Source organism: Moorena sp. SIOASIH (assembly GCF_010671925.1).
Taxonomy (GTDB): domain Bacteria; phylum Cyanobacteriota; class Cyanobacteriia; order Cyanobacteriales; family Coleofasciculaceae; genus Moorena.
In genome coordinates, this window is sequence record NZ_JAAHIH010000002.1 from 397083 (window position 1) to 421964 (window position 24882).

27 protein-coding genes and 1 pseudogene are annotated in these 24882 nt (G+C 44.6%); 8 read left to right on the forward strand and 20 right to left on the reverse strand.

The genetic code is table 11. From position 1 onward, the window contains the following. Positions 1-104: 104 nt before the first annotated feature. The 7 genes and pseudogenes from F6J90_RS43510 to F6J90_RS09535 form a co-directional block, all read right to left on the reverse strand. Positions 105-5039: a sugar-binding protein gene (locus F6J90_RS43510; RefSeq protein WP_366513756.1), complete on the reverse strand. Its 4935-nt coding sequence runs from the start codon at positions 5037-5039 to the stop codon at positions 105-107. Between the two features lie 14 nt (positions 5040-5053). Further along, a complete protein-coding gene (locus F6J90_RS09510) occupies positions 5054-5191 on the reverse strand; it encodes a hypothetical protein (protein ID WP_293092413.1) in 138 nt (45 codons plus the stop codon). A 217-nt stretch (positions 5192-5408) separates the two neighbouring features. After that, the gene (locus F6J90_RS09515; RefSeq protein WP_293092415.1) at positions 5409-5696 is read right to left on the reverse strand and encodes a hypothetical protein; all 288 of its coding nucleotides are present in this window, start codon (positions 5694-5696) and stop codon (positions 5409-5411) included. Then, positions 5680-7068: an ATP-binding protein gene (locus tag F6J90_RS09520; protein ID WP_293092417.1), complete on the reverse strand. Its 1389-nt coding sequence runs from the start codon at positions 7066-7068 to the stop codon at positions 5680-5682. Before F6J90_RS09520 ends, F6J90_RS09515 begins: the two co-directional genes overlap by 17 nt. A 192-nt stretch (positions 7069-7260) precedes the next feature. Next, on the reverse strand, positions 7261-8847 hold the full coding sequence (locus F6J90_RS09525; protein ID WP_293092419.1) for a transposase: 1587 nt from the start codon (positions 8845-8847) through the stop codon (positions 7261-7263). Beyond that, positions 8846-8926, reverse strand: a pseudogene (locus tag F6J90_RS09530) (IS607 family transposase); the annotation flags it as partial. The gene F6J90_RS09525 and the pseudogene F6J90_RS09530, both read right to left, overlap by 2 nt. 200 nt (positions 8927-9126) lie before the next feature. Further along, positions 9127-9261 (reverse strand): hypothetical protein, encoded by a 135-nt coding sequence (locus F6J90_RS09535; protein ID WP_293092420.1) that lies wholly within the window; start codon positions 9259-9261, stop codon positions 9127-9129. A 937-nt stretch (positions 9262-10198) separates the two neighbouring features. Here F6J90_RS09535 and F6J90_RS43515 point away from each other — a divergent pair. The 5 genes from F6J90_RS43515 (at position 10199) to F6J90_RS09555 (ending at position 13776) form a co-directional block, all read left to right on the forward strand. Beyond that, the gene (locus F6J90_RS43515) at positions 10199-10933 is read left to right on the forward strand and encodes a reverse transcriptase N-terminal domain-containing protein (protein WP_366513677.1); all 735 of its coding nucleotides are present in this window, start codon (positions 10199-10201) and stop codon (positions 10931-10933) included. 34 nt (positions 10934-10967) lie between these two features. After that, the gene (locus tag F6J90_RS43520; RefSeq protein ID WP_366513715.1) at positions 10968-11729 is read left to right on the forward strand and encodes a reverse transcriptase domain-containing protein; all 762 of its coding nucleotides are present in this window, start codon (positions 10968-10970) and stop codon (positions 11727-11729) included. A 176-nt stretch (positions 11730-11905) separates the two neighbouring features. Continuing rightward, the gene (gene iscB / locus F6J90_RS09545) at positions 11906-13192 is read left to right on the forward strand and encodes an RNA-guided endonuclease IscB (protein WP_293092421.1); all 1287 of its coding nucleotides are present in this window, start codon (positions 11906-11908) and stop codon (positions 13190-13192) included. Positions 13193-13365: 173 nt separating this feature from the next. Continuing rightward, positions 13366-13584: a hypothetical protein gene (locus tag F6J90_RS09550; protein ID WP_293092422.1), complete on the forward strand. Its 219-nt coding sequence runs from the start codon at positions 13366-13368 to the stop codon at positions 13582-13584. Positions 13585-13635: 51 nt separating this feature from the next. Beyond that, a complete protein-coding gene (locus F6J90_RS09555) occupies positions 13636-13776 on the forward strand; it encodes a hypothetical protein (protein WP_293092423.1) in 141 nt (46 codons plus the stop codon). Positions 13777-13859: 83 nt separating this feature from the next. On the opposite strand, the gene F6J90_RS09560 is transcribed toward F6J90_RS09555, so the two are convergent. Continuing rightward, a complete protein-coding gene (locus tag F6J90_RS09560) occupies positions 13860-14171 on the reverse strand; it encodes a DUF29 domain-containing protein (protein ID WP_293092424.1) in 312 nt (103 codons plus the stop codon). Positions 14172-14210: 39 nt separating this feature from the next. Further along, a complete protein-coding gene (locus tag F6J90_RS09565; protein ID WP_293092426.1) occupies positions 14211-14489 on the reverse strand; it encodes a hypothetical protein in 279 nt (92 codons plus the stop codon). A gap of 36 nt (positions 14490-14525) precedes the next feature. Between F6J90_RS09565 and F6J90_RS09570 the strand changes: the two genes are divergently transcribed. Next, the gene (locus tag F6J90_RS09570; protein ID WP_293092428.1) at positions 14526-14666 is read left to right on the forward strand and encodes a hypothetical protein; all 141 of its coding nucleotides are present in this window, start codon (positions 14526-14528) and stop codon (positions 14664-14666) included. A gap of 16 nt (positions 14667-14682) precedes the next feature. Here the strand turns inward: F6J90_RS09570 and F6J90_RS09575 are convergent, their stop codons facing one another. The 9 genes from F6J90_RS09575 to F6J90_RS09615 all read right to left on the reverse strand — a co-directional run bounded on the left by F6J90_RS09575 (position 14683) and on the right by F6J90_RS09615 (position 22489). After that, a complete protein-coding gene (locus F6J90_RS09575) occupies positions 14683-16341 on the reverse strand; it encodes a mucoidy inhibitor MuiA family protein (RefSeq protein ID WP_293092430.1) in 1659 nt (552 codons plus the stop codon). Positions 16342-16864: 523 nt separating this feature from the next. Continuing rightward, entirely contained in the window at positions 16865-17527 is a 663-nt protein-coding gene (locus F6J90_RS09580) for a Na(+)/H(+) antiporter subunit B (protein WP_293092432.1), read from the reverse strand. Further along, positions 17527-18198, reverse strand: coding sequence for a DUF4040 domain-containing protein (locus tag F6J90_RS09585; protein WP_293092433.1), 672 nt, complete (start codon positions 18196-18198; stop codon positions 17527-17529). Before F6J90_RS09585 ends, F6J90_RS09580 begins: the two co-directional genes overlap by 1 nt. After that, positions 18191-18469: a monovalent cation/H(+) antiporter subunit G gene (locus tag F6J90_RS09590; RefSeq protein ID WP_293022292.1), complete on the reverse strand. Its 279-nt coding sequence runs from the start codon at positions 18467-18469 to the stop codon at positions 18191-18193. The genes F6J90_RS09585 and F6J90_RS09590 overlap by 8 nt, the downstream gene beginning before the upstream one ends. Further along, on the reverse strand, positions 18466-18717 hold the full coding sequence (locus F6J90_RS09595; protein ID WP_293092435.1) for a hypothetical protein: 252 nt from the start codon (positions 18715-18717) through the stop codon (positions 18466-18468). Before F6J90_RS09595 ends, F6J90_RS09590 begins: the two co-directional genes overlap by 4 nt. Continuing rightward, complete coding sequence (locus tag F6J90_RS09600) at positions 18714-19103, reverse strand: Na+/H+ antiporter subunit E (RefSeq protein WP_293092437.1); 390 nt, start codon at positions 19101-19103, stop codon at positions 18714-18716. Before F6J90_RS09600 ends, F6J90_RS09595 begins: the two co-directional genes overlap by 4 nt. A 69-nt stretch (positions 19104-19172) precedes the next feature. Then, positions 19173-20444: an RNA-guided endonuclease IscB gene (gene iscB / locus F6J90_RS09605; RefSeq protein ID WP_293092439.1), complete on the reverse strand. Its 1272-nt coding sequence runs from the start codon at positions 20442-20444 to the stop codon at positions 19173-19175. A gap of 273 nt (positions 20445-20717) precedes the next feature. Then, the gene (locus F6J90_RS09610) at positions 20718-22157 is read right to left on the reverse strand and encodes a cation:proton antiporter (RefSeq protein WP_293092441.1); all 1440 of its coding nucleotides are present in this window, start codon (positions 22155-22157) and stop codon (positions 20718-20720) included. Further along, positions 22154-22489 (reverse strand): cation:proton antiporter subunit C, encoded by a 336-nt coding sequence (locus tag F6J90_RS09615; RefSeq protein WP_293092443.1) that lies wholly within the window; start codon positions 22487-22489, stop codon positions 22154-22156. The genes F6J90_RS09610 and F6J90_RS09615 overlap by 4 nt, the downstream gene beginning before the upstream one ends. A 202-nt stretch (positions 22490-22691) precedes the next feature. Between F6J90_RS09615 and F6J90_RS09620 the strand changes: the two genes are divergently transcribed. Then, positions 22692-23948 carry an ATP-binding protein gene (locus F6J90_RS09620; protein WP_293092445.1) on the forward strand — a complete coding sequence of 419 codons (1257 nt, stop codon included), beginning with the start codon at positions 22692-22694 and terminating at the stop codon, positions 23946-23948. Here F6J90_RS09620 and F6J90_RS09625 read toward each other — a convergent pair. After that, complete coding sequence (locus F6J90_RS09625) at positions 23940-24083, reverse strand: hypothetical protein (protein WP_293092447.1); 144 nt, start codon at positions 24081-24083, stop codon at positions 23940-23942. The two genes, F6J90_RS09620 and F6J90_RS09625, sit on opposite strands and share 9 nt — an antisense overlap. Before the next feature lie 53 nt (positions 24084-24136). Beyond that, positions 24137-24397, reverse strand: a complete 261-nt coding sequence (locus F6J90_RS09630) for a hypothetical protein (RefSeq protein ID WP_293094911.1) — start codon at positions 24395-24397, stop codon at positions 24137-24139. A gap of 174 nt (positions 24398-24571) precedes the next feature. Here F6J90_RS09630 and F6J90_RS09635 point away from each other — a divergent pair, with 174 nt between their 5' ends. After that, positions 24572-24841 carry a DUF433 domain-containing protein gene (locus F6J90_RS09635; protein WP_366513737.1) on the forward strand — a complete coding sequence of 90 codons (270 nt, stop codon included), beginning with the start codon at positions 24572-24574 and terminating at the stop codon, positions 24839-24841. Positions 24842-24882 lie beyond the last annotated feature (41 nt).

The following is a 24882-nucleotide window of genomic DNA, read 5'->3' on the forward strand; positions in this document are numbered from 1 at the left end:
GGTGAGTTACACAAGTTGTGGGTTAATGGGAGTCGGGAGTCGGGAGTCGGGAAAAAATCTTTTGTACCTCATTACTATCAGAACTGCTATATATTCCAGCTAATTTACTCTTGCTCCTCAATTCCCTCACAGAGTTTTCTGTCTTCTTGGTTCACGTTCGGATTATTGTTCAGATAATTACCGATTTGATCACAAGCACGCTTCAGTAGGGAATTCACATCCTTTAATTGACTGTAATCTAAATTCCAAATACTCACCCGATTCGCTGCGTTAATCGAGACTAGGGTTTCACCGTCTGGACTGAAATTCACAGACTCCACAGCTTCAGAACCCTCGGTTAAGGTTCCGATTAAAATTCCATTGGGGTCCCATAGTTTAACTGTGCCGTCTTCACTAGCAGAAGCAATAATATCTCGATCGGGGTGGAAACTTACATCATAAACAGCTTTTCTATGCCCTACTACTCTTTTAGACTGGAATTCCTGCCAGGAGATGTCTTCACGACTCCAGATTACGATAAAACCACCAGCAGCACCTGCCACAATCCGCTTACCATCGGGGCTGAAACTAACGGAGGACAACTTGCTAGGCCCAGGAAGGGTAGTAATTAGAGTTCCGTCCTGCTTCCAGAGTTTCACCGTCTTGTCATCACTGGCAGAGGCAATTAACTGACCATCGGGACTAAAACTGACGCGATTAATGGCATCTGTATGTTCCGCTAGAGTACGTAGCAGTTTCCCTTCCCTGGTCCAGAGTTTCACTGTCTTATCCTTACTAGCTGAGGCAATGATTTGACTATCAGGACTGAAACTAACGCTATAAACTGGATCCCTATGCCTCTCTAGAGTACGCAGCAGTTTTCCCTGGCGATTCCAGAGTTTCACCGTCCTGTCATCACTGGCGGTGGCAATTAACTGACCATCGGGGCTGAAATCAACCCCCTTCACAAAATCCTGATGTCCCTTGAGGGTGAGTTCCCTAATCTGCTTCTTGGGGTTCCAGAGTTTGACCGTGTTATCATCTCGACTAGCAGAAGCAATTATCTCACCATCCGGGCTAAAACTAGCACCATAACCATAGACTGTATAGGTAGGTTGGAAAACCTTAGGCAAGATTTGGTCAAGACTCCAAAGTTTGACAGTGAAATCAACACTGGCTGAGGCTAGCATCTTACCGTCAGGAGTGAAACTAACCTGATTGATAGTATTTTGATGACCAGGAAGGGTTGAAATTGGTGTACCATTGCTAGTCCAGAGTTTGATTTTTCCGTCACTACTCCCTGAGGCAATCCACTCACCATCAGGACTAAAGCTGACGCTGTTGATCGCATCATCATGTCCTTCTAAGGTTTTCTCTAACCTTCCATCACGGTTCCAAAGTTTCATGGTTTGATCATCACTAGCTGAAGCAATGGTCTGACTATTGGGACTGAAAATTACACTCCAAACAGGCTGCTCATGTCCCCTCAAGGTTTTAATTAACCTTCCATCACGGCTCCAGAGTTTGACCGTTTTGTCTTTACTGGCGGAAGCAATTAACTCTCCGTCATTGCTAAAACTAACGCTCAAAACAGCATCCTGATGTCCTCTTAAGGTTTTGATCAAAGTCCCATCACGGTTCCAGAGTTTAACTGTTTGATCACCACTGGCTGACGCAATGGTCTGGCCATCCGGGCTAAAACTTACCCACTTCACCCCCTCCTCATGTCCTTTCAAGGTGTTTAAGGTGCCATCGCTATGCCAGAGTTTAACGGTTTGGTCTTTACTGGCAGAGGCAATTATTTGATTATCAGGGCTGAAACTGACGCACCACACTATATCATCATGTCCATCATCATGTCCTTCTAAGTCTTTAATGAATTGGCCATCACGACTCCACAGTTTGATGGTTTGATCAGAGCTAGCTGAGGCAATGAGTTGATTATCAGGACTCACACTGACACTCAAGACACTACCTTTATGTCCCTCTAAACGATTGCGTTCTTGGGTTAAGTGGACTGTTTGCCAGAGGTTATATAAAGTCTCTTTTTCAATGTCTGTTTTGGCTATTTTATGGTTTATTTTTTTACCTACCTTGATGCTGCTTAAAAGGGCATCAAGCTGATTTTTTTCCAGAAAAGAGAGCTGATAGTCAGCGTTTAGTTTAGCAAGCTTTGCCTGTCTTTTGTTAAATTGTGCCGATTGCCACAGCCCGATTGCAATCACCGCTAGTATAGTCATCACCACGCTAAATCCCCCTAACCCGGTCAGCAACGATTTCCGAAGCCGTTGTTGTGCTTCTTGCTTCTGAAGCCGTCGCGCCTCTCGCTCTTTTTCAAGTTCTGCTCGTTCTTTTTCAAGTTCTGCTCTGATGTCAGCTTTAAGTTCTGCTATGATGTCAGCCCCTTTTCGTTGTCGAATGAAATCGACCAGATAATCATGGACTAATTGATAGCGATCGCTATCAATCTCTGGCAACAGCAGCACTAAGCCAGATTTTACAAAAATTTCCAACACTAAATCTAATCGTTCTAGCTCTGTGTCTACATCAGCCGCTAAGGCTTTTAATTCTTTTTCCAAATCATGGCGAGTTTTGAGGGGGCGGGTGTTGTTTTCATCCGTTAGCAAGTACAACAGTAATTCAGCAACCCGTTTGTTCTCAGCACCACAGGCTGCCACTACTTCTTCTAAGTATTGGTTGACTAATTCAGCTTTTGGGTGATCTCCTAGGTGTTGATACTGTTGTAGGGTGGTAATTTTTTTTCGTTCCAGTTGCGCCCCTACCACTTGCAACTCAATTGGTCGAATTTCCCCTAATTCTTTCCCTAAATCCTCCACTAATTTATCAATCAGTGCTTGCTCTAGGGGAAACTGAGCTTGTTCCCTTAAGCCTTCAAGATATAATTTGGCATCTGGTGGGGTCAGATTCCCCAAGTCAAACAGAATCCTCTTATCTAAAATATTGTTATTAATAACCTCTAAATCGATTTTGAACTTCTTAAATTCCAACAGCAAATGTAAATAATCGTCTCGCATAGACAAGATTACCTTCACATAAGGAATATTCAGACAGTCTCGCAAAAACTCATAAAAACCTCGCCTCTGGTTGGGGTTTGAGCAAACTGATAAAAACTCTTCAAACTGGTCAAAAATTAAAACAGTAAGCAAATTTTGCCTAGCATTTTTGCGCAACTGCTTAAGAATGAGGGCGCTTGAATCAAGGTTAGTAGGCACAGATGCTACATTTAGTCTCTCCACCAGAGTATTTGTTAACGATTCGCCTAGTGCTTGAATCCAATTCCTATAAACTCGCTGCAAAACCGGTAATACCCGACGGGTATTAATGGTTTTGCGTTCTAATGCTGGTATTAATCCCGCCTCAATCATCGAACTTTTCCCCGCCCCGGACTGTCCATGAATCACAGTTAGTCTAGAGCGCTCCTGTTCCATGCGCTCAATCAGGCGATTAACATGGTCTTCCCTGCCAGAAGCCGCAATTTCTGGCGCTATCCTTTCTGAACACTCAACCGTTGCTAAAACTGGGTTATTTGCCTGCTGCTTAGGCTGCAATCGACCGGCACCAATGAATGCCCGAAACCCAAACCGGCTCTCAATCCCCTGTTGGTCTTGTTTAATCTCAAAGGCCCTGAGATAGTCCCTTTGTTCGCAATAGGCCTGGTGTAATTCCCTCAAGATACCAATATAAAGTTCTGGATCATAGTGGGGTTTGGTTTCTGCTCTAGCGGTTTCCAAGTTATGAAGTGCTGCTTGTAATTGACCAACATGTTTTTGCGTCCGCACAGCCCTACATTGACTAAGATGATTTTGCGTCCCCATAGTCCCAAGCAGTGCTCGCCCCAAGGAAAATAAATACCAACCCTTGGCAAAAGACTTGTCCCAGTCTAAGAAAGTTTGTTGTTCTGGTGAGGGATTGACTATATTAGCTGATGCCGTTGATTGCAGAAAAAGCGCTTGTTTGGAATACTCTTGCCCTTTAGTCCAGGCGGATTTAGCTACGGCTACCTCAGCCAAAAAGCCATAAGCTCGTGCCATTCTGAAAGGATCAGAATAGGTTTGATGGAGCGCCAAGGCTTTGTTGGCCACTTTCTCTAACTGCTCCCAATCTGACTGGTGCTGAAGTGCCTCTCCCCAAAAATTAATATATTTGGCAGCTAAGTCTGGGAGGTTAGCCTGCTCAAGAACCTCAACAGATTCCTGAAAACAAGCTTTTGCTTGTTCACAAGCTTGTTCCTTCTCAGCTTGATGCCACTGTGCATAACCAACCCACCACAAGCCTAAACAGAATAGTACATGTCCACGGCGTTCCAGGTTATCGGTTTGTTTCCACAGAGCTACACTGCGCTCATAATGCTGTCGAGACTCTTCTTGACAATTATCAGCCACTCGACCAAGCACAAATTCCAAACTTGCTTCTAACTCAGGTGCTAAGGCCACTCCCCGCTTTTCCAGGTCCTGTCGTGCTGACTCTAATTCCACATAAAATGCAGAGCCTTTGTTTAAATTCAGAGTACTACTGTGCAAAAACTCAGTTTCACGGCATGCTACCACCTTGGCAAACACTTGATCAGTGGTTTGCTCAATAAACTGAATTAATTGACCGCTGCTAATCACAAAATCAACACAGCTTGACCAACTGTGGAAATCTGGCACTGACCGAATTAGCATTTGCAGCAACTTATCCGTCACCCACAACACCAGTGGAAACCGAAAGTTCCGAAACTCTTCCCGGATCTGGTTAGTTGCTGTCAGCACTTCCTCAATGCAACTTACTGAGTCTATCCCAGATACCATCAACGCCTCCGGCTGTTCCGGACCTAGCTCTTCCACAATAGTGGTATAGAGAGTTTTAACCGATTGCTCTAAGACCAGCTCCCTGATCGGAATAGAACATTGCTCCTGCAACTGCTCAATAATTTGTGTCCTCAATACCCCATAGTTACCAACCGCTAAAATCAAGGAAAATTCTCCCTGAGAAAAAGTAATCAGTCGGATTAGTTCTCTCAAGGAATCTTGGTTTTGATTTACGGTTGTCTCTAGCATTAGAATAGCGGTTTTTAATTGGGTGAGGTAAATTTTAGGGAGTAGGGAGTAGGGAGTAGGGAGTAGGGAGTAGGGAACACAGAAGAGGCAAGAGGCAAGAGGCAAGAGGCAAGAGGCAAGAGGCAAGAGGTAAAAAATCCTGTGTACCTCATTAGGGTAAAAAGCGCTATAGTTATAGTATTTATCAATTGGGTGAGGTAAATTTTAGGGAGTAGGGAGCAGGGAGTAGGGAGCAGGGAGTATTGGTAAGACTTTGTTTAGTAGACTTCTTGCAGAAGTCAGGGAATAGGGAATAGGGAATAGGGAATAGGTGTCAAAATTGACTTAGAAGCTATCCAAAATGATTGCTTAGTTATTTTTGCAAGAGGTCTAGTAGAGAAAACGGGCGCGCGTAAGGGAGGGAGTAGTAAACAAACTATGTACCTCATTATCATGATAATTTTTATCACTTGATTCACGCCTTCGAACCGGACAGGGAGTGGCTGATAGCTGATAGCTGATAGCTGATAGCTGACTCTCTGTTCCCTGTTCCCTGTTCCCTGTTCCCTGTTCCCTGTTCCCTGTTCCCTGTTCCCTGTTCCCTGTTCCCTGTTCCCTGTTCCCTTTGCTATAGCTGACAGCTGACGGCTGAATGCTTATATTAGATTGAGCTTCCATTCAACTCCTTGGCATCAGCTAACACCGGATTGATATCATACCAACATCCGTGACCATTACAATACTCAAACACAAACAAACTCTTCAACAGGATTTGGTATTCCTCCTCACCCCTGACAGTTTTGTGTTCAGCCACATGTCTGAGCAATTGCCACTCATCCGGTGTAATTGCCCTACTCAATTCATTGCGACGCTGACTAATCACACTGTCTACCAAGTTACGAGATAAAGGCGGCTCGTCTTTCCTGAGGCAGTTACGGAGCAGCACCAGCAAATTTCTGACATGACCCCCACTAACTAGACACAGCCGATCCAATGTCTGTGGGCTATCAAACACTTTTGTAATTAAACTGAGCCGCTGCTCTGGCTCCACATCTGGAAACGCTCTAGCTAAGACCATCTGTCGCAGCAAAGCAATTCCGGCATCACTGGGACTACCATCTGGTTCTTGTACCTGTACCATCGGTAACAGTAGGTGCTCACAACCAAACCGATTCCTGAGGTTTTCTTGGTCATTGGAAAATGCCAAAATCAAGGGAATGGTGTAGACCACATGGCATTTGAGTTGATTAAGATACTCCCCCTGGTCTACAAACAAATATTCTGGCTGATTCCGTTGCCCTGACTTAGGTTTATTATGGATCCGGTCAAGATTATCCACAATCACCACTAGTCCAGCTTTACCCTGCTGTTGCAGCTGCTGTTGAGCTGGTTCAATCAGTTCTGTATTAATCGCTTCTACAATATTGTTGACCCGTGGCTCTAGATGTTGTCGCAATAGGGAGCGAATGTCCTTAGAATTCTTAGCTTTCGTAGTAATTTCCCCAATCCCAAAGGCTAGGGAATACTCCCCCTCTTGTGAGCTGAAGCCAATCTCATCAGGTATGTTAACCCCTACACCACCGGCCTGAAACTCAGGAACTTTGAATTTAAACCCGGTCACCTCGGAGTTTAACAACTTAGCCGCCCCTTGCACTAACCCTTGGAAGCGGGTGGGTTGGAGTCTAATTTTAGCTTCCTCCAGACTTTGAATCACCTGACGAGCAATGGTCAGCAAAATATCACTGATCTCTACATCGGCCAGGTCCAAGTCATTAGAGGACTCAAAATAAACGACATGATATCCCTGTTGTTCTAATTCCCGTTTCAATCGCGATAACTCGGTAGACTTGCCACAGCCCATGTGTCCCGTAAACAACTGACAGGTCGGCTCGTCTTCTGAGAAGGTAATGGTGCGTCTGAGTTCTCGAATAATATTGCTGCCCCGCACCTTGGAAAAATCAATGTAATATTGTTGGTCTTCAGCCCTACCCAGATTCAGGGTTTTACTGGGATTACAGACCCGGAAAAATCTGCTGAAATTCACTGTCATTAAAATTCCCCCCGGTAGACAAATTGACTATTGTCAGATTGCACCCCGATAACTGCCAGATCGACATAGCTGACCAATTTACGCTGCAAACGGATATATAGCCTCTATATAATTTATCGGCTTAATAGTTACACATTATGCAATTGACATTTTCCGATACTTTTTAGCTACCAAAGTCTACCAAAGTAGACCTTAGCCCGCCAATGCAAGCTGATTTCTCAGCCAGGGGGTATCTCCCAAAGCCCTCAGGAATATCCCGCGAGCGCCATTAATATCACGATCCATCACTTGACCATCAATCTTTGATTTGATAGTTTTACTGCCACCAATATTGATTAATTCGCCAGTCCAGCTAACGGTCTTACTGGTATAAGCTTCGCAGACATCGACAACAACTTTACCGTTTTCTGTTGCTTTATGTTTCAGGAACTCTTTAAACCGATAATGAGCAAAAGAAAGCATGTTACGAACGGTTTTAGATCTAAGCTTGCGATTCGGCTTTTTGGACATCTGAGAAGTTTCAAATGTTGGAAGCAATATTACATCGAAATTGTCAACTAGGAATCTGGCAGCCTTATGATGTAACTCGTTGATCAAGTTCTGGATTTTGATTATTATCCGTCTGGCCGCTTTTCTCATTCGATATTTTGGCTTACCCTTAGTCTTGCTGATCTTTGAAATCAGATTATCTAGGTGTTGGCAAAGCCTTTGAATCCGAGAAAAGTCACCATGCCCTATTTTTCCGATTGAAGTTTGACTGAAAAATGTCAAAAAAGTCCTAACACCGGGATCTAAAGCAACTACTCTACCTTGGTTTTCGGCTTTAACGTGAGCTGTTTTGTAGGGGACTATTAAGTAATAATCCCCGTTGGTGCTGGTTAATCGACAATCACAAATGTTATCAGGGAGTGTCTCGGCAAGGCTCAATTCACCTAACTTTGTGTGATAGATTCCTTTTACCGAGACAGCCGACTTTGGAATATAGCAGGACTGAACAGGATTCTTACGGGAACGAAATCGAACACGATTAATTTGTCCAGTCAAATTATACTTTTTCTTAGCCTCCCTAACGGCGGTACAGGCATCCTTTATCGCTATAGATTTGATTTGATAAGGTACTGCTTTGCACCACTCAGGGAGGTCATTCAAGATACTAGTCTTGATGGCAAACCAGTTAGCTTTGGTTTCGCCTTTGACAAGTATTTTGATGGTTTTATTGAAAACGTAACGGGACACTCCAAACCACTGACGAACCATCAACCGCTGTTCAGGGTTTAGGAACACTCGAATCTTCTTTGATTTTTTGGCCGTATTTTCTGAGTCCGTGTCCACGGCATGAGAAGACGTGAATGATTCAGAGAAGATCTGCGGTAAGCTCTGATTCTGGGCAACTTTCAGGTTGGTCGAGAACCAAGATTTTTCCACCGTTGAGACTGACCAAGTACTCAAAGAGTTCAAACCCAAATCGGGTAAGTCAGTCTCTACAGGCAACAACAATCGTGAGCTGATCACAGCGCATAAGTCGTCCCAATATGGCTCGAAGACCTGTTCTTTTATAGTTGAGTCAACAGCCGATGTCTTTGATGATTTCCGCTTCCGGGAAGAGGGAATGCATGTATGCGACTTGTCTGGCGAGGTCGTCTTTTTGTTTGTTACTGCTGAGGAGGCAGTAGCAGATTGTAGCTTGCTCAACTCCTGTGCATTTTCCAAGGCTAAGGAGACTAGCTGTGTCAAAGAGCCGGTAGCCGCTTGGGGTTCGCTCGTATTTGATCGTGCCATTATCTGCATACTTCCGTAGAGTGTTCCTGGAGAGTCCCGTAAGTTCGACCGCCTTAGGTCGTGGTATTAGTGCCATCATTTAAGTCTACCAAATACTGGAATTCTTTGATAGACTATGTGACACTTTTTTTAACTGTATACTAACCCTTCACTGCAACAAAACGTAACATTATTCCTAATCCTGATGGTATATGATGCAGTAGCTGCGCAGAAAGTTGCCTGAAATCTCACTAATGGTATACTCCCTTCAAACTTACTACTCCTAGTGTGCCTCCTCAGTCAGACTATTAGCAGTACCCGATCGGGTACCTTGGTTTTAGGGAGCAGGGAATAGGGAGCAGGGAACAGCGGAGCAGGGAACAGGGAACAGGGAACAGGGAACAGGGAACACAGAAAAAATCTTGTGTACCTCATTAGGATAGAAAACGCTATAGTTTGGAATATCCTTGCAATTGCTCCTCCCGAGTATTTTTCATGCTAATTTTGGAGGTCAACAACTCACCGCTAAGTCTTGTGAGACTATAGCGGGAGCTTGTTAAAAGCTCATAGTTGACCAGACTAAGACCGTTCTAATGGTCTACGTTGTTTGAGTTATAACACCTGTAGATGCGTGCCAGTCTTCAGCTCTGTTGTTAGCAATTAAACATCTGTAGTGAGTTAAGGAAGTGTTGCTGTGCGGCTCGTTCCTAGGAGGAGCCTCCAGAAACTGGAGGGGTATGACTAGGGGGACTCGCGAGGACTATCCCTCAAAAGTTCTAACTGTTCGTCGGATGCAGGTGAAAACCCTGCCCTTTAAGAGATAAGTGACTCCCTACCTTGGCCACACCGAGCGGGCGGCAACTCCGCAGAGTGACGCTGGCACCAGGGCGCAATCAGAACCGAAGCAGATAGGTAACACTGGCGCTAATGGGGAGGCGACATGGGTAAAGTAGTCCTAGAAAAATGTCTAACTTCCAAGCCACAATCTGAAACAAAATGTGCGACTTTATCATTTTATTCTCACAGCGTTCTAACAACGATAGCTGTAATCTCTGAGAAAAGGATAGGCAAATTGGGAACGAAGTTACCGCAAGAATAGTGGAGCCTTTATAGTTAGAGGGTTATGGGAAAAAGGGTTAAAAATTTTGTAGTAAGGCTCCACTATTCTAAGGTTTCATCTCCGGACTGCCCTAAATCCCCAAAACAATCTGACAGACGGAACGAGTAAAAACGACAGCATATTGGGTCTGAGGAGTAGTCGAACCTCAGTAAGTTATGCCAAACCTAATCCCCACTGTCGGGTAAGATGCCACCGGAAACTGGTGGCGGGTATCCAGAATACACGAAACTAATGAAGAGCATGGGTAGACACATGTCAAAAAGATATAGTGACCTATGGAAAAGCCAAAAGTGGAAACAACTCCGCCGGAATCTTTTCCGCCTACAGAAGCGAGTGTACAAAGCGGTTCGAGATGGTGACCTGAGGAAAGCTAGGTCTCTACAAAAACTAATTCTGAAATCCCGCTCAGCACAACTGCTGGCAGTCCGTCAAGTGACTCAGCTTAATCAAGGAAAAAGAACAGCCGGAGTAGATGGGAAAAAATCCCTAACCTACAAAGAACGGTTCGAGGTACTTAAAAGACTAGGCGACCGTGCGGAAAACTGGACGCACCAAGGGTTGAGGGAAATCCCAATACCCAAGAAAAACGGGAGCACGAGAATGTTAAAGGTACCGACAATCCAAGATAGGGTATGGCAATGTTTAGCAAAATTCGCCCTTGAACCAGCCCACGAGGCAACGTTCAGTGCCTTCAGCTACGGGTTTAGGACAGGCAGATGTGCCCAAGACGCACAAAAGCTATTATTCCTAAATTTAAAATCAGATAGAAATGGCATAAATAAAAGGGTAATCGAGTTAGATATCAAGAAGTGCTTTGACCGCATCTCCCATAGCTCCATTATGGATAGATTGCTAGCACCTGCGGGTCTGAAACTGGGGATATTTAGATGTCTAAAAGCAGGCATCAATCCGGAATTCTATGATGAAGGAAGAGGCACACCCCAGGGAGGAGTAGTCAGCCCACAAAAGCGCCAATATTGCACTTGATGGAATAGAAGAAATCAACAAAGGCATCAGAAGCATTAGATATGCGGACGACCTGGTGATTATACTCAAGCCAAAAGATAACGCTGAAAAGGTTTTAGAAAAAGTGAAAAACTTCTTAACTCAACGTGGATTAGAAGTAAATCAAGAAAAGACCAAGTTAACCAAAACGACAGACGGATTTGACTTCCTGGGTTGGAAGTTTCGAGTCCAGAAAAACGGAAAATTCCGGTGCATTCCCTCTGTGGAAAACCACCGGAATATCCGAAAGAAGATTAAAGCCGTGGTGAATAGCTCGAATTATGGTGCCGAAGTAAAAGCTCAAAAATTAGCCCCAATCGTACGTGGATGGAGGAACTACCATAAAAGCTGCGACATGAGCAGTTCCCGAGATAGTTTATGGTTCATGAATAAAACCGCAAACCGTAAATTCCGCAAGGAAAAGAAAATGAACCGGCGTAAAGCCAAGGAACTATGCAAGAAAGGCTTTCCAGCAGTTGGGTACAAACAAAATCAACACGTGAACGTCAAAGGAACTAAGTCCCCGTATGACGGAGACCTAGTCTACTGGAGTATGCGGAACTCCGGACTATACGATGGTGCTACCGCCAAAGCTTTGGATAGGCAAAACCATTCCTGTGGACATTGTGGACACAAGTTCTTAAGCAACGAATATGTACATCTTCATCACATCGATGGAAACCACGACAATTGGAAGCATAAGAACCTAATGGCAGTACACCAAAGCTGTCACCAGATGATTCATTGGAGCAAGCCGAAAGGCAAGCCTATTGGTTGAGGATACTTAGGAGCCGTATGAAGGGAAACCTTCACGTACGGTTCTGGAGCGGAGGTGCTCCCCGTAATAGGGGACATCGACCGTAATAACCTAAAAAGCTTTTACAACATTGTCGTTCGCGCAAGCGTGTGCTTTGCACAGGCAAACTTTACCCACATTGTGGAGAGATCAAAGTAATGCGAGTTTTCGTGCTAGATAAAGACAAGCAACCTCTGGATCCATGTACACCAGCACGGGCTAGAGAACTACTCCGAAAGGGAAGAGCCAAAGTTTTTAAGCGCTATCCGTTTACTATCATCATGCAGGACAGGACTATCGATGATTCTGTGACTCATCCACACAGGATCAAAATAGATCCTGGTTCAAAAACAACCGGCATTGCAATTATCCAAGAATCAACTGGACGAGTAACGAATGCCTTAGAAATCAACCACAGAGGACAGCAGATTAAAAATTCTCTGGAGTCTAGACGATCTTTAAGGCGAGGCAGGAGAGGTCGAAAGATCCGTTACCGTAAGCCTCGTTTTCTCAACCGAAAGCGCCCAGAAGGTTGGTTACCTCCATCATTGATGAGTCGAGTACTTAATATTGAAACTTGGGTTATACGACTAATAAAACTGTGCCCCGTAGGCGAAATATCTCAAGAATTAGTGCGATTCGATACTCAAAAAATGCAAAATCCAGAAGTGTCAGGGTACGAGTATCAACACGGTGAACTATTTGGGTTTGAGGTGAAAGAGTATCTACTTGTTAAGTGGGGGCATAACTGTGTTTACTGTGGCGCTCTTGATACACCTTTAGAGGTTGAGCACATTATCCCAAAATCAAAAGGTGGTAGTAATCGAGTTAGTAATTTGACTCTTGCTTGTCGGTGCTGTAATCAGAAAAAAGGCAATGACCCGATTGAGAAATTTTTAAGAAAAAAACCGGAAATTCTCAAAAAGGTATTAGCTAAAGCAAAAACCCCTTTGAAAGATGCAGCAGCCGTCAACGCAACCCGTTGGGAATTATGGAGAAGACTAAAACTAACTGGGCTGCCTGTTGAGACAGGTTCTGGTGGCTTGACCAAGTTCAACCGAAAAACCAGAGGTATTGAGAAGACCCATTGGACTGATGCTATTTGTGTGGGTAAATCTACTCCTGAAAAATTACTACTAAACGGAATGAAGCCACTAACAGTTACAGCCAAAGGTCATGGTGTTCGTCAAAGATGCCGACTAAATAAATACGGTTTTCCAAAGGATCATGCTCCTTCTGCTAAGTTTTTCAAAGGTTTTCAGACAGGAGATATCGTCAAAGCTGATATCAAAAAAGGGAAATATGCAGGACAGTATACAGGTCGGATCGCTATTCGTTATCGTCCAAGCTTTGTACTCCAGACATCTGGCCGAAAAATTGATGTGCATCCAAAGTATTTACAAACAATATTTAAAGCTGACGGTTATGAATACCAAGCTAATTAACAACGATTCGCTTTCGCTGGCCGTAGGCCACGCTACGCGAACAATTTACTTATCTGCGGGAATTACCCTCCCGCTAAAACTAACGTTTATAACGGGAGGGTAATTCCCGTATTTAAGATGGAGAAATGCTTTTGATTCCCATCCAACATTAGCGTTTAAAGTAGGAAATAACAATGCTTCAAAGCTATGAAGCCATTATCGAAAATGGTCAACTTCAATGGTTGACAGATGCACCAAAAGTATCCAAAGCTCGTGTAATTGTGACGATTCTTTCCGATACTGAACCAAAAGTATTGCGCCGGACTCCCCCTGGGTTGATTGCGGGTAAAGGTAGAACTTTGGGGGATTTGGTCAGTTCCGTCGTTGAGGAACAAGATTGGAAACTGCTATAGCTATTCTAAATAGCTCATGAAAACCAATCCTGTGTCTTGATGCAGTCGCTCATGGGGGGAACCACGGCAGTTGCTCATGGGGGGAACCCCCAAGACCGTAATGGTGCGTTTTCCGTAGGCGAATTAAATTCGCCACGGGTCGCACCTCTGCATCGCTTTATAATAACACCAAAAACTCTTCGGATATCTTAACAATCTTCCCTGTTCCCTGTTCCCTGTTCCCTGTTCCCTTCTTTTATCAATTTTATGTTTACATCTCAAATAAAAATGCTATATCACTTGGGAAACCAATCCTTATCCAGTAATTCCCCAAAGGAATAAGGGCATTCTTCTGGTAGAGACTTAAGCTGAGTTTTTTTCTGGACAATCAATAGAGCGTTTTGGTATATTTTGGGTAATTCATCGGCTAAGTAATTTCGTAAATTAGTGGTAAGTTTATCCTCTATTTGAACCCGAAACGTAATAATTTTACCCGCCCAGTGATTAGCATTTCTCCCCTTCTCTGATTCCCAAAATTTGTACAGCAGTAGATGAATAATTATCTGTAATAGTAAACTTTTAACAGCATTTATTTCGCTGCCTCCCAAGGCTTATAATTCCTCGATTAAGTTGTCATAATCTAATTCTTAGAATTGACGATTTTTCAGTAGATTAACTGTTTCAGTTAACCACTGATCGTACTCAGTTTCATAAAGTTGTTTTAAGTCACCTATCTGAGATTTCATCAGCAAAGGGAATAGGGAGTAGGGAGTAGGGAGTAGGGAGTAGGGAGTAGGGAGTAGGGAGTAGGGAGTAGCTGATAAGGGTAGGTTTTTAACAAAGACCTCAGGTGTGGGGTGTGGGGTGTGGGGTGTGGGGTGTGGAGTATAAGAAAATTTACCATTATTGTCGTTAAAAATCATCATTGTCTTGATGCAATAGCGACTGCCGTGGTTTCCCCCATGAGCGACTGCATCAAGACAGGAAAATTAGAATCTTCAACTAACAAAAATTATGAAGACAGCCTCTTCCCACTGTTCCCTGTTCCCTGTTCCCTGTTCCCTGTTCCCTGTTCCCTCTTACAAACTGTTTATTTAGCATAACAGGTACGGTAGAGCCCTAAATATCCAAACCAATTACTTTTAACTCAGGGGAATGCTCTATGATAAACTGATAATATAGCTCTTGCTTATCCTGGGGTAATAAATCAATTTTCCATTCTAGCAATCCCATCTCACCGGTCTGTATTTTGGGATTAGTCTGAGTCAGCCGCACTTTGATTTTCTCATCACGGCTCACTGGCAACTGTTCTTTAACTACCAAAGTCTTTTGCACACTCTGCAAATTAGTAATTACTAGTCGATAGGCATAAGTCGTGCGGCGCTGATTGCCAATTAATTTCTTATCAACTTGGCGCTCCACTAAATCCCGCTCAATTTTCACTCCCTCATCTATGCCTAAGTTCAGCCTAAATTCTTGTCCTGGTGCAATATTCTCTAACTTAGTTGTACCAACAAAGGTTTGATCACGAAAGATATTCGCTTTGCCTGGTAACAACGTTGCACCAGTAACAGGATTGGTAACAACAGTCTGTAGGTAGGCGAAGCTAACTAACCGAGGAATAGCAAGATACTCAGGATTACTAGGATATTCATCACTGAAAATAGTCACTTTGTGAGGCGAACCATCACTAGGAATATTGCTGTTACCATCCAACTCAAAGGTAACCACACCTCCTTCTGTAGATACTACTGCTACCACTGTTTGGGCAGCAACTGGTGCTGGTGCTGATAGGGCTTGGGGAGCACTACGAGTTGTCAATGCTTCCGGCTCATCCTCATACTCTTGATCTGTAGATAATTCTGACATTGACCTAGACATTGCCCTCATCTTTTCCCTTCGCAAAGGTCGGGTAGGTTGTTGGTCTAGTGCCTCTATGTACCATGGTTCCAGCTTAGGGGGTAGGGTTCCCAGTCCAGGCTTAGCCGTTGAAAGAGTCAGGCTAACGTTGGACCAATCTTCCCCAGTGCTTTGTTTGACTTGTGCAAGGTAGCTCAGATTTATGCGATCGCTACTGCTGTTGGTCCGCAAGTCGTAAAGTGGTATCCAACTGGCACGATTAACTACATAAGATACTTCTAGGTCAAAATCCACCGCCCCCTCTGCTGCTAAGGTGACAATAATGCTCAAACTCTCCTGGGGACGGGGAGTTTTCAACTGTTGTAGCTTAGCTTTCAGAGCATTTAATTGCTTTTGTAACTCTTGCTGTTGTTCTTCTTGTTGAGCGATCGCGCTAGCATCTGCATGGTAACGCTGCTCCAGAAAGTTCAGAAATTCACCTGTTTCCTGCACGCCAATCTGTTGTTGGGCAAGACTGCGGGAAAAGTGTTGGACAGCTTTATCAGTCAAAGCCTCCACAAAATTCCGTGCTAGCTCCTTTGACGCCTGCTGGTCTTGGAGGTGGCGTTTTTGCTTTTCTAACTCCTTGATTTGCCCACTCAATTGAGCAACTTGTTCCCCCACAGGTTCAGAGTCAAAGACTTTTTCTGTCCTTACTCCCAATAATCGCACAGCTCCTGTACCAGTCCCTGTTGCTCGCACCGACTCCGTTTCGATGGTCATCGGTAGCCGAGGGATTACCAGTTCTTGCTCTTGCCCAGTCAGTGAGACCTTAGTGAGCCGCGTCACCCTTGCCTGGTTGGAGTAGACCGTCACTTGCGAGATTCGAGTCTCTACTGTTAGGCTGGTATCTTCTAAGGTCGTGTTTGTGTTAACCATGATGATATGTATAGCGGTTTTCAATTAGGTGAGGTACAAATTTTGTTTTTTTAGGGAACAGGGAACAGGGAACAGGGAACAGGGAAGAGATAATATCAAGTCTGGTTGAATACCCATAATTAAGGGGAGTGTGGGGAGTTTGGGGAGATGGGGAGATGGGGGAGGTTTTTATTAAGGGTAATTATCCCGACATGATATAAGAGGTAAAAGGGAAGAGATAAGAGGTAACAGGTAAGAGTGAAAAAATCTTATGTACCTCATTAGACTAAAAAATGCTAGAGTATAATTATCTGAGGTATCATCTTTATTGAACCTTACTAGCTTGAAAACCGCTATACCATAGCAGTTCTGCTGAGGAGATGACAAGCAGCATTCTTAGCCTTACTGGGTGTGGGCGAATGGGTGTAGTAAAAATACAGCGTTTTTCATAACTATAAGGTACACAGGATTTTTGTTCTGTTCCCTGTTCCCTGTTCCCTGTTCCCTGTTCCCTGTTCCCTGAATTTAAAACCGCTGTAATCGATCAAAGCAATCCCCGATGATGAATAAAAACCAAAATAACAGCCCACGAACCCAAAGCAACTTTTACTGCAACCAGGATGTTGAGTAAGGGGATGACGACACCGCTGAAAAGAGCCTGCAACTCCCCGTGGGGTAATTCTACGCCCACCAACGTTATAACTGCTAGTACAATAAAAATCAAAACTGAAACCTTCTCCCACCTAGCAGCTTGCCAGCGCTTGTAGACTGCCTGCATCCACTGGAATGATGAGGTGATGGCAACCAGACCGATTGCGGTTCCCCCCGCCACCCCAGCCGCAAAACCACCCCCTGGACTCAGATGCCCCCGAATCGCCAGCTCGATACCTACCAACGCAGCAATCGTCGCTCCCAGACGCGCTAGAACAATCGATGGTTTATCGGTAAATTGATAGATCGTGCAGAAGGGCTTTTCATCGGCCAGTAGAAATTTAGCTCCCATGATCGCGATCGTAAATACCACCACTTCAAAGATGGTGTCATAAAGCCGATTCCGGAAAATGATACCCGAAACCGCATTGGGCACTCCAGTATCTTCTACAACGGATTCGACGATAGACAGATCTGATAAGTCTGCCGCCGGATTGGGCAAAACCATAAATTTGACGTACAGCGCTATCCCTGCTGCAATGTAAATCCATTTCATTAATGATCTTTCCCTGCTTCTGGTACATTTACATAACTCAAGCTTGTTGCGGATAATGAAAGTTCACTTTGCATGATCTCATAGAGCCGTTGAACCCTGGTCTGGGTGTGATAAGGTAGGGTTTCATACTCTTGCCCTACCTGGTCTTGATCATCCTGTGGTGATGCCTTCAGGGTAGCTCCTGGAGCTAATCCCCTCTGGTCCTGCTCAAAGGGCAATCCCTCATCTTCGGTACAGGTACCATGGACTTCTTTTTCCAACAGCGCCCGCTGCAAGCTCTGCCTATCTGGGTAGGTTACCAGCTCAAGGCGCATATAGTGTTTGCTCAGGATTGTCCGTAAGTCATCCATCAGTTCCCCAAAATCCGGTTTGGCCTTGCTGTCTGGTAAAGACTCTCCATCTGCCTCAACTTCCCAGTCTTGGATCACTCCAAGACGCATGGTTAGGGATGAACGCACCGCAACCGCATAGAGGGTAATCGCTAGCATTGTACCCACCAACGCTTCGGTTAAAGCCACATCGGCTGCCCCAAACAGAGCATAGACCAAAGCTGCCACCGCTCCCAGTATGCCTCGGATCACCAGAGCATGGTATGGATTGACCTGAAATACCAGCATGCAAGCGGACAAAGGCAGCAGGGCGGTTATGACATAGATATAGTTATCAGTCATTGTCACCCCCACTACTGGAACAGTAAGCCAAAACATATCCCAACACTGTATTCCAGATCGCCAAGGAGATAATGGCGAGAATCAGCAGGGGCCATTCACTGGGTATCTTCAGGAGCAGCCCGACGATGATACTCATCGAGCCGAGGGTATCTGCCACTGAAAGACTATGTAGCTTGAATAATACTGATCGGTGACCGATTAGGGGAATGGTTCCCCAAAACCAGAAGACGATTCCGACACCTATGCAAGTGTAACTCAGTGCATTAATCATAGATCACTCATTCGTTTAATTACATGGGCCAGTAACATTAATCCAGCATTCCCCACACTCAGGATGATCACCCCGACAACACCGATCATCCAATCATCGCGCAAGACAGATACCACCAGGATCATGATGGATGTCTTGGTCGCAATACTGGCAAATGCCAACATTTTTTGCCAAATATCATCATCTTGCCAAGCCTCATAAATGGGGATGAGCAAAGCCAGAATCATGGCAATCAGGATCAGCGTCATCGTTGTTTCCTCCGTCTAACCCGGTGTACTTCGTACCTGCCATCTTGGTGGTATTTCAACACAATGGTTTTTGGTGTAAAGGTGATCAGGAATATATCCAGGAATATTAGCCCAGGAGTCCGTTGGGGTTTGACTCCTTCCATGATCACATCTTCGTGGTTATGGGGACGGAGCATGATTTCAAATGCCTCAATATATGCCTGGGGAATCGCCACTATCACTTCACCGAGCACCCGCAGCCAATCCTTTAAGGCTTCTGGGGTTTTGGGGCGTCCCGGTAATAAAAATGCGATCGCAATGCCAATCATGATATTTGAGGGACTCAGATTGGCAGTGAGCAAAAACCAGATAATTAGTCGTAAAATTAAATTTAGATGCCCAATCATCTGCCCGCCTCCCGGTCGTCTCCCGCTATAATCTTTGATTTAGCGGAGAGAGGAAAGGGAGGACAGGATTTAAATTGTATAGGCATAACCATCCTTTCTGTGAATAAATTGACAATATTTATGACTGATACCCTGCACCAGTCCTGATTTAGTTGAAATATTAAAATATCCTGATTTCCGAGTCGCAACTCTTCCCACATAAGTACCGATTTTTTTGCCTTTAGTTACAACGGCGCGAACAATATCTCCTGTTTGAAAACCTTTATGAATCTTAGTTCTTGAACAGTAACGGATAGGAAACCCATACTTGTTTGTTCGACAAATTTGACGAGTACCGTGACCTTTAGCGGCAATCAGTAAAGGTTGATAACCCTCAATAATTAAAGTATCAACTTTGCCAACATTTGCGGCATCCAGCCAATGAGTTTTAGGTAGGTTTTGACGACATCGGTTGAATTTAGTCAAACCACCACTCCCGACTTCAACAGGTAATCCGATTGATTTCATTTCATGGTACAACTTCCAACGAGTTGTGTTAACGGCAGCCGCATCAGTTAAAGGTCTTTTGGCTTGAGACAAAACCCGTTTCAACACGTCAGGTTTTCCAGATAAGAACTGTTCGATTTCTTGATCAGACTTAGACTGATTGCATGAATGACACGCAATAGCTAAATTAGAGACTCTATTAGAACCACCTTTAGATAATGGCTTAATATGCTCAATCTCTAACTGAGTACCCGTTGTCCCACAATAGGCACATTTTCGATTCCATTTTTCGAGTAGATATTCTCGAAGCTCGTAACCGTAGAGCGTACCTTGCTGATACTCAATGCCAGATATTTCGGGATTTTGCAACTTCTGAGTGTCAAATCTAACCAACTCTTGAGAGATTCCTGCAATGGGACATAAACGAGTTAGTTTTTTAACCCAAGTCAAGATGTTATGAACTCTAGACATTAGGCTAGGAGCTAACCAGCCTTCTGGTCTAGACCGGTTAAGAAATCTAGGCTTGCGATACCGAGTTTTGCGGTTACGGCGAGCACACCTTAGTTGCCATCGAGTTGTTAAGGCATCTCGAATTTGAAAACCTCTGTGAGTAAGTTCACCGCCCCAAACTATTCGGTTACCTTGAACAATTGCTAAGCCACTTGTTTTTGCTCCGGGGTCTATTTTGAGTTGTGACCCGTGGGTTATTGGTTCTTGTATTTCCTCCGTTAAAATTATCGTAAATGGGTAACGACGATAGACTTTAGCTTTTCCTGTCGAAAGTAGAATTCTAGCTCTCGCCGGTTTGCATGGATCTAAAGGTTGTCGATTTGAGTTAAGTACAAATACACGCATAATTGTGTTTTCTCCTATTACTAGGGTAAAGTTAGCTTAGTCAAAGTTATTTCTCGGTACTTTCCCGATCGCACTGACTTAACTCAACTAGGTCTGTTTAACGACCGGGTTCTAGAGCTGGGGACTAGCTACGCATCTCCAGGTATGAACACTAACTCTCAGAAATAACGTAGTTCTGTAAGAACCTAGACTGGTAAACTATGAGCTTGAAAGCTCCCGCTATAGTCTGTTCGCGCAGGGTCGGCTACGCCGAAAGACTTAGCGGTGAGTTGTTTACGGTTGAAACACCATCCAGAAGAGTAATACTAACATCAGACTCATCACCCCAATTAGATGGTCAAATTCCTCTAGCACACGGGGCAGCTTGAGTACAGATCGTTTGAAAATCAAAAAATATGCCAACCACCCAAGGGCAATGGTTGCCAGGGGTTTGATAATATTGTCAAAATTATATGCCTGGTAGTACACACCATTGACGGCAATCAGCCCACCGAGCAACAGTATCATCGCTAACCAGAAATCGAGCTTTACCTGCCCTTGGCTGCTATCCCCATGGGGCAGAAAGATGAATTTCGCAAAGGATATTGCTGTTCCTAGGGCAGCAACATTCATACCGATAACTTCCCAGGGAACTAGATTCTTCATGGTCAACACCTTCGCCCCAAAGCCAGACAACAAGGGAAAGCCGGAAATTGAGAAGCTAGCTATAGCCAGGGCAATCCAGATTTGGGTATTAATCGGTTGATGTTGCAATTCCTTGAGGTTGCGGCTGGGCAAAACACCCGCGATTAAAAAGAGCGCCCCTTTCACCAGGCCGTGGGTCAGTGCATAAAAGCCCCCTACTTCTGGTGCGGCGAGGATAAAGCCTAACTGGGAAATGGTATGAAACGCCAGCATACGCTTGGTATCTTTTTCAAACACAGCATAGCCTACTCCCAGAAGCGCTGTCCCCACTCCAAATATCCTGACGATGGGATCAAGTTCCTCCACAATCAGAGCAAAACGCAACAGTGGAAAGACTCCCGTTTTGACCACAGCTCCCGATAGCAATGCCGACACTGGGCTCTCAGATTCGGAGTGGGTTAAGGGTAACCATAATCCTGATACAAATATTCCTCCCTTGACTAACAGTCCCAGAAAGATCAGGGCAAGGGCTTCTGGAGGTGCTCCGCGCAACCCTTCAAAGGCAAAGGAATGATTTGCCTGATAGACTAAAACCGCGCCGACTAGATAAAACAGCATGGCTGTATTACTCACAAAAAGATAGCGCAAGGCTACCCAAATTGATCGGTCGGTTCGGGGATAGGCAATCAACAGAAACGCAGCAATACTGATTACCTCTAATGCTACGTATAAACTGATGAAATCTGCACAGATAAATACGGCATTGACACTGCCATGTAAGATAATGGTCTGGGTATAAAAAAAAGCTGTTTTACCACTTTGCCAACAGTAAAGGATTACTGCTGCGGTTACCAGCCCATTGGTCAAGATAAAAAAGGCGCTTAATTGATCAACTAGTAATGTGACACCGAAATTATCCAGCAGCTGTAGGGTTAATGGCGATTTTGCCGTAAGCAATAGCTGTGTCCCATATTCAACCGAAACCATGGCAACCCCTAGGGCGAGGTATCGGTCAAGTTTGGGGAGTAGATAAATGCTGAATCCCACAAATAGCGGTAGGGCAATCCAGGCAATGGTAATGGTACTCATGGCATGTTATTCTTCTCGATCTCGTTGCTTTCCAGGGTGGGATTGTCCCGTGCCAGTTTCATAACACCCACTAGCATCAAGGCTTGAATCGAAAAGCCGATCACAATCGCTGTCAAGATCACTGCCTGGGGCACCGGATCTGCGTAAGCCCTATTTTCGACGTTTGAAAGAATGGGTGTGAATAAACCATCTCGGGATGCAACCAACACGTAATAGGCAATCACCCCCGTGCTCATGATATCCATAGAGATGATTTTCATAACCAGGTTCTTTTTAAGGATGATGCCGAAAAATCCGCACAATATTGTGGCAAATATGAATGCTTCTAACACGGGAATTGCCTATTGGGTAAGGGTTGGTGGTAATTATCTTTCTACAATGATACTGTCGAACAGTGCTATAAAATATATAGCACGTTTTAATAGTGCTAGGAACGATTGACACTATTGAAAAGTTCCAAGGTAAACCATAGACTCATGCCACACCAAGGTTTTGGTTTGAGCTTGGGATTGGGAAAAATACAGGCAATAGCACATGACAGAATCGACTGATGGCAAATCAATGGTTAACCTCAGCCCTGAGGATGCCAGGGATACAGTTAGCGATACAGTTGGGGGCTTGGCAACTAGTGAAGGAGTGCCGCCGAAGGATGTCTACACTTGGGATCGGGATGCATTAGCCGTGAATCTTTTGGATTTATCAGCACCATTTCAATTGGTTGGGCGGCAAGCACAATTCCAGCGCATCGCTCAAGTTTTAGCCCGTGATGGCAACCTGCTGATTGTGGGAGTGCCCGGAAGCGGACGGCGGACTTTGGTAAGGCGGGCGGCACGGGAAGTTGGAGTTAAAATCCTAGAGGTTGACTGCATCCGGGTTACTGATGGTCAGCGCTTTGTGCAACTGCTGTGGGAGAGCATAAACCAGACGTTTCCAATGGCAACGGTTCAAGCTCTAATGGCAGATTGGATTGAAGGTAAGGCAGCGGAATTATTTGTCCTCAAGGATGAAGGCAGTGGCACAGAGGGACTTAAACCGGTTCGGATCCAGAGCAAAGAGCTGCAACGGAAAGCATTTGAAGTATTACTCGATCTCCTCCAAAGATTAGCTGAATCTGAGGGAGAACGGGTAGTGTTGATTTTGGAAAGCTTCCCCCACATCCGCTCTTGGGATCGTCATGGGGTGTGGGAAAAATTTTTGAGGGAACAGATCGAGGGTCAGACTCAGGTAAGTTATGTGCTGGTGGCAACAATCGCAGAAACCAGCATTTATCCCCATGAACCGGGGAATAATTTGGAAATCGTGCAGCTAGCTCCCTTAGCTGATGATGTGGTTGCGGCTTGGGTAACTGAAGTTTTGCATACCCAAGGGCTGACTTTCGATCCGCGATCGCAAGCACTGGAAATCTTTGTCAATGCCGTGCAAGGACACTTTGGTGATGCTTCGGCACTGGTGCGACGCCTCAAGTCCGTACGAGTTTCTGATGGACTAATTCGTGATGGCCATGTTCAGCAGGCCATCCAAGAACTGCTAGCCGACTTATCCATGGTCTTCGAGTCATTACTAATGCTGCTTCCAGCTAATCAAGCCCATCTTTTAGAATCCCTGGCTCTAGACCCTACCGACAAGCCACAAAGTCGAGATTATATTCAAAAGCATTACCTATCAAGAGGGGGTTCTCTCCAAGGAGCGATCGCTGGATTGCAGCACAAAGGTTTAATTTATGGCTCTGAGCAAGGCTACCGACTGGCTTTACCTTTGTTTGCTTTGTGGCTTTGCCAGCGTTTAAGTTGATATAGCTTTTATATCTCGGTTGTGAACATACTTGCGCAAGGCAAGAGGCAAGAGGCAAGAGGCAAGAGGCAAGAGGCAAGAGGCAAGAGGCAAGAGGCAAGAGGCAAAAGGCAAGAGGCAAAAGGCAAGAGGCAAGAGGGGTTCGAGATCCTAAGTTTTATTGTCCAATAAAAAAAGACCATACAGGTTTACATCTCAAATACAAATGCGCTTATCAAGCTCAACAGATGCGAACGCGCCCCGCGTGACCTACGGTCAATCGCGTAGCGTGGCCTACGGTCAATCGCATTTGGATTCTGTGTTATGCCTACTACTTTTTTGCTACACTCTGGGTATCCTCTATCCTGTAGTAATATCATGTCAGGATAGTTATCCTTAATAAAAATCTCTACCATCTCCCCATCTCCCCATCTCCCCACCCTCCCCACACTTTTATGATCAGTATTCAAACAGAGCTCATCTGTTCAAAATCATAGAAAAGATTAAAGTCCTCAATTCGTTTATTGATTCACTATTTCCGATTCTGGGATGTTCCTGTTCCTTATCGTTTGATATCTTGATTCAGCAACGCTGAAACATTATTTGTCAGATATAATGAAAGCAAAACCTAAAACTCTGTGAGCATGACTCCATTATCCGATCAGCAAAATGCCCAACCAGCCATCATTCGTACAGAACGGGGACTGACAGCAGGTACGCGCATTACGATTTATGATATCATGGGCCATCTTGAGGCCGGATGGACTCCCAAATTAATGGGAAACTGGCTATCTATAACTGATGAGCAACTTGATGCAGCCTTATCCTATATTGATACCCACCGTAGGGAAGTAGAACCGGAGTATCAAACCGTTTTGAAGATAGCTCAAGAGATTCGAGACTATTGGGAATAAAAAAATCGCGAGCGTTTTGAGCAGATTGCTAAAAAGCATCC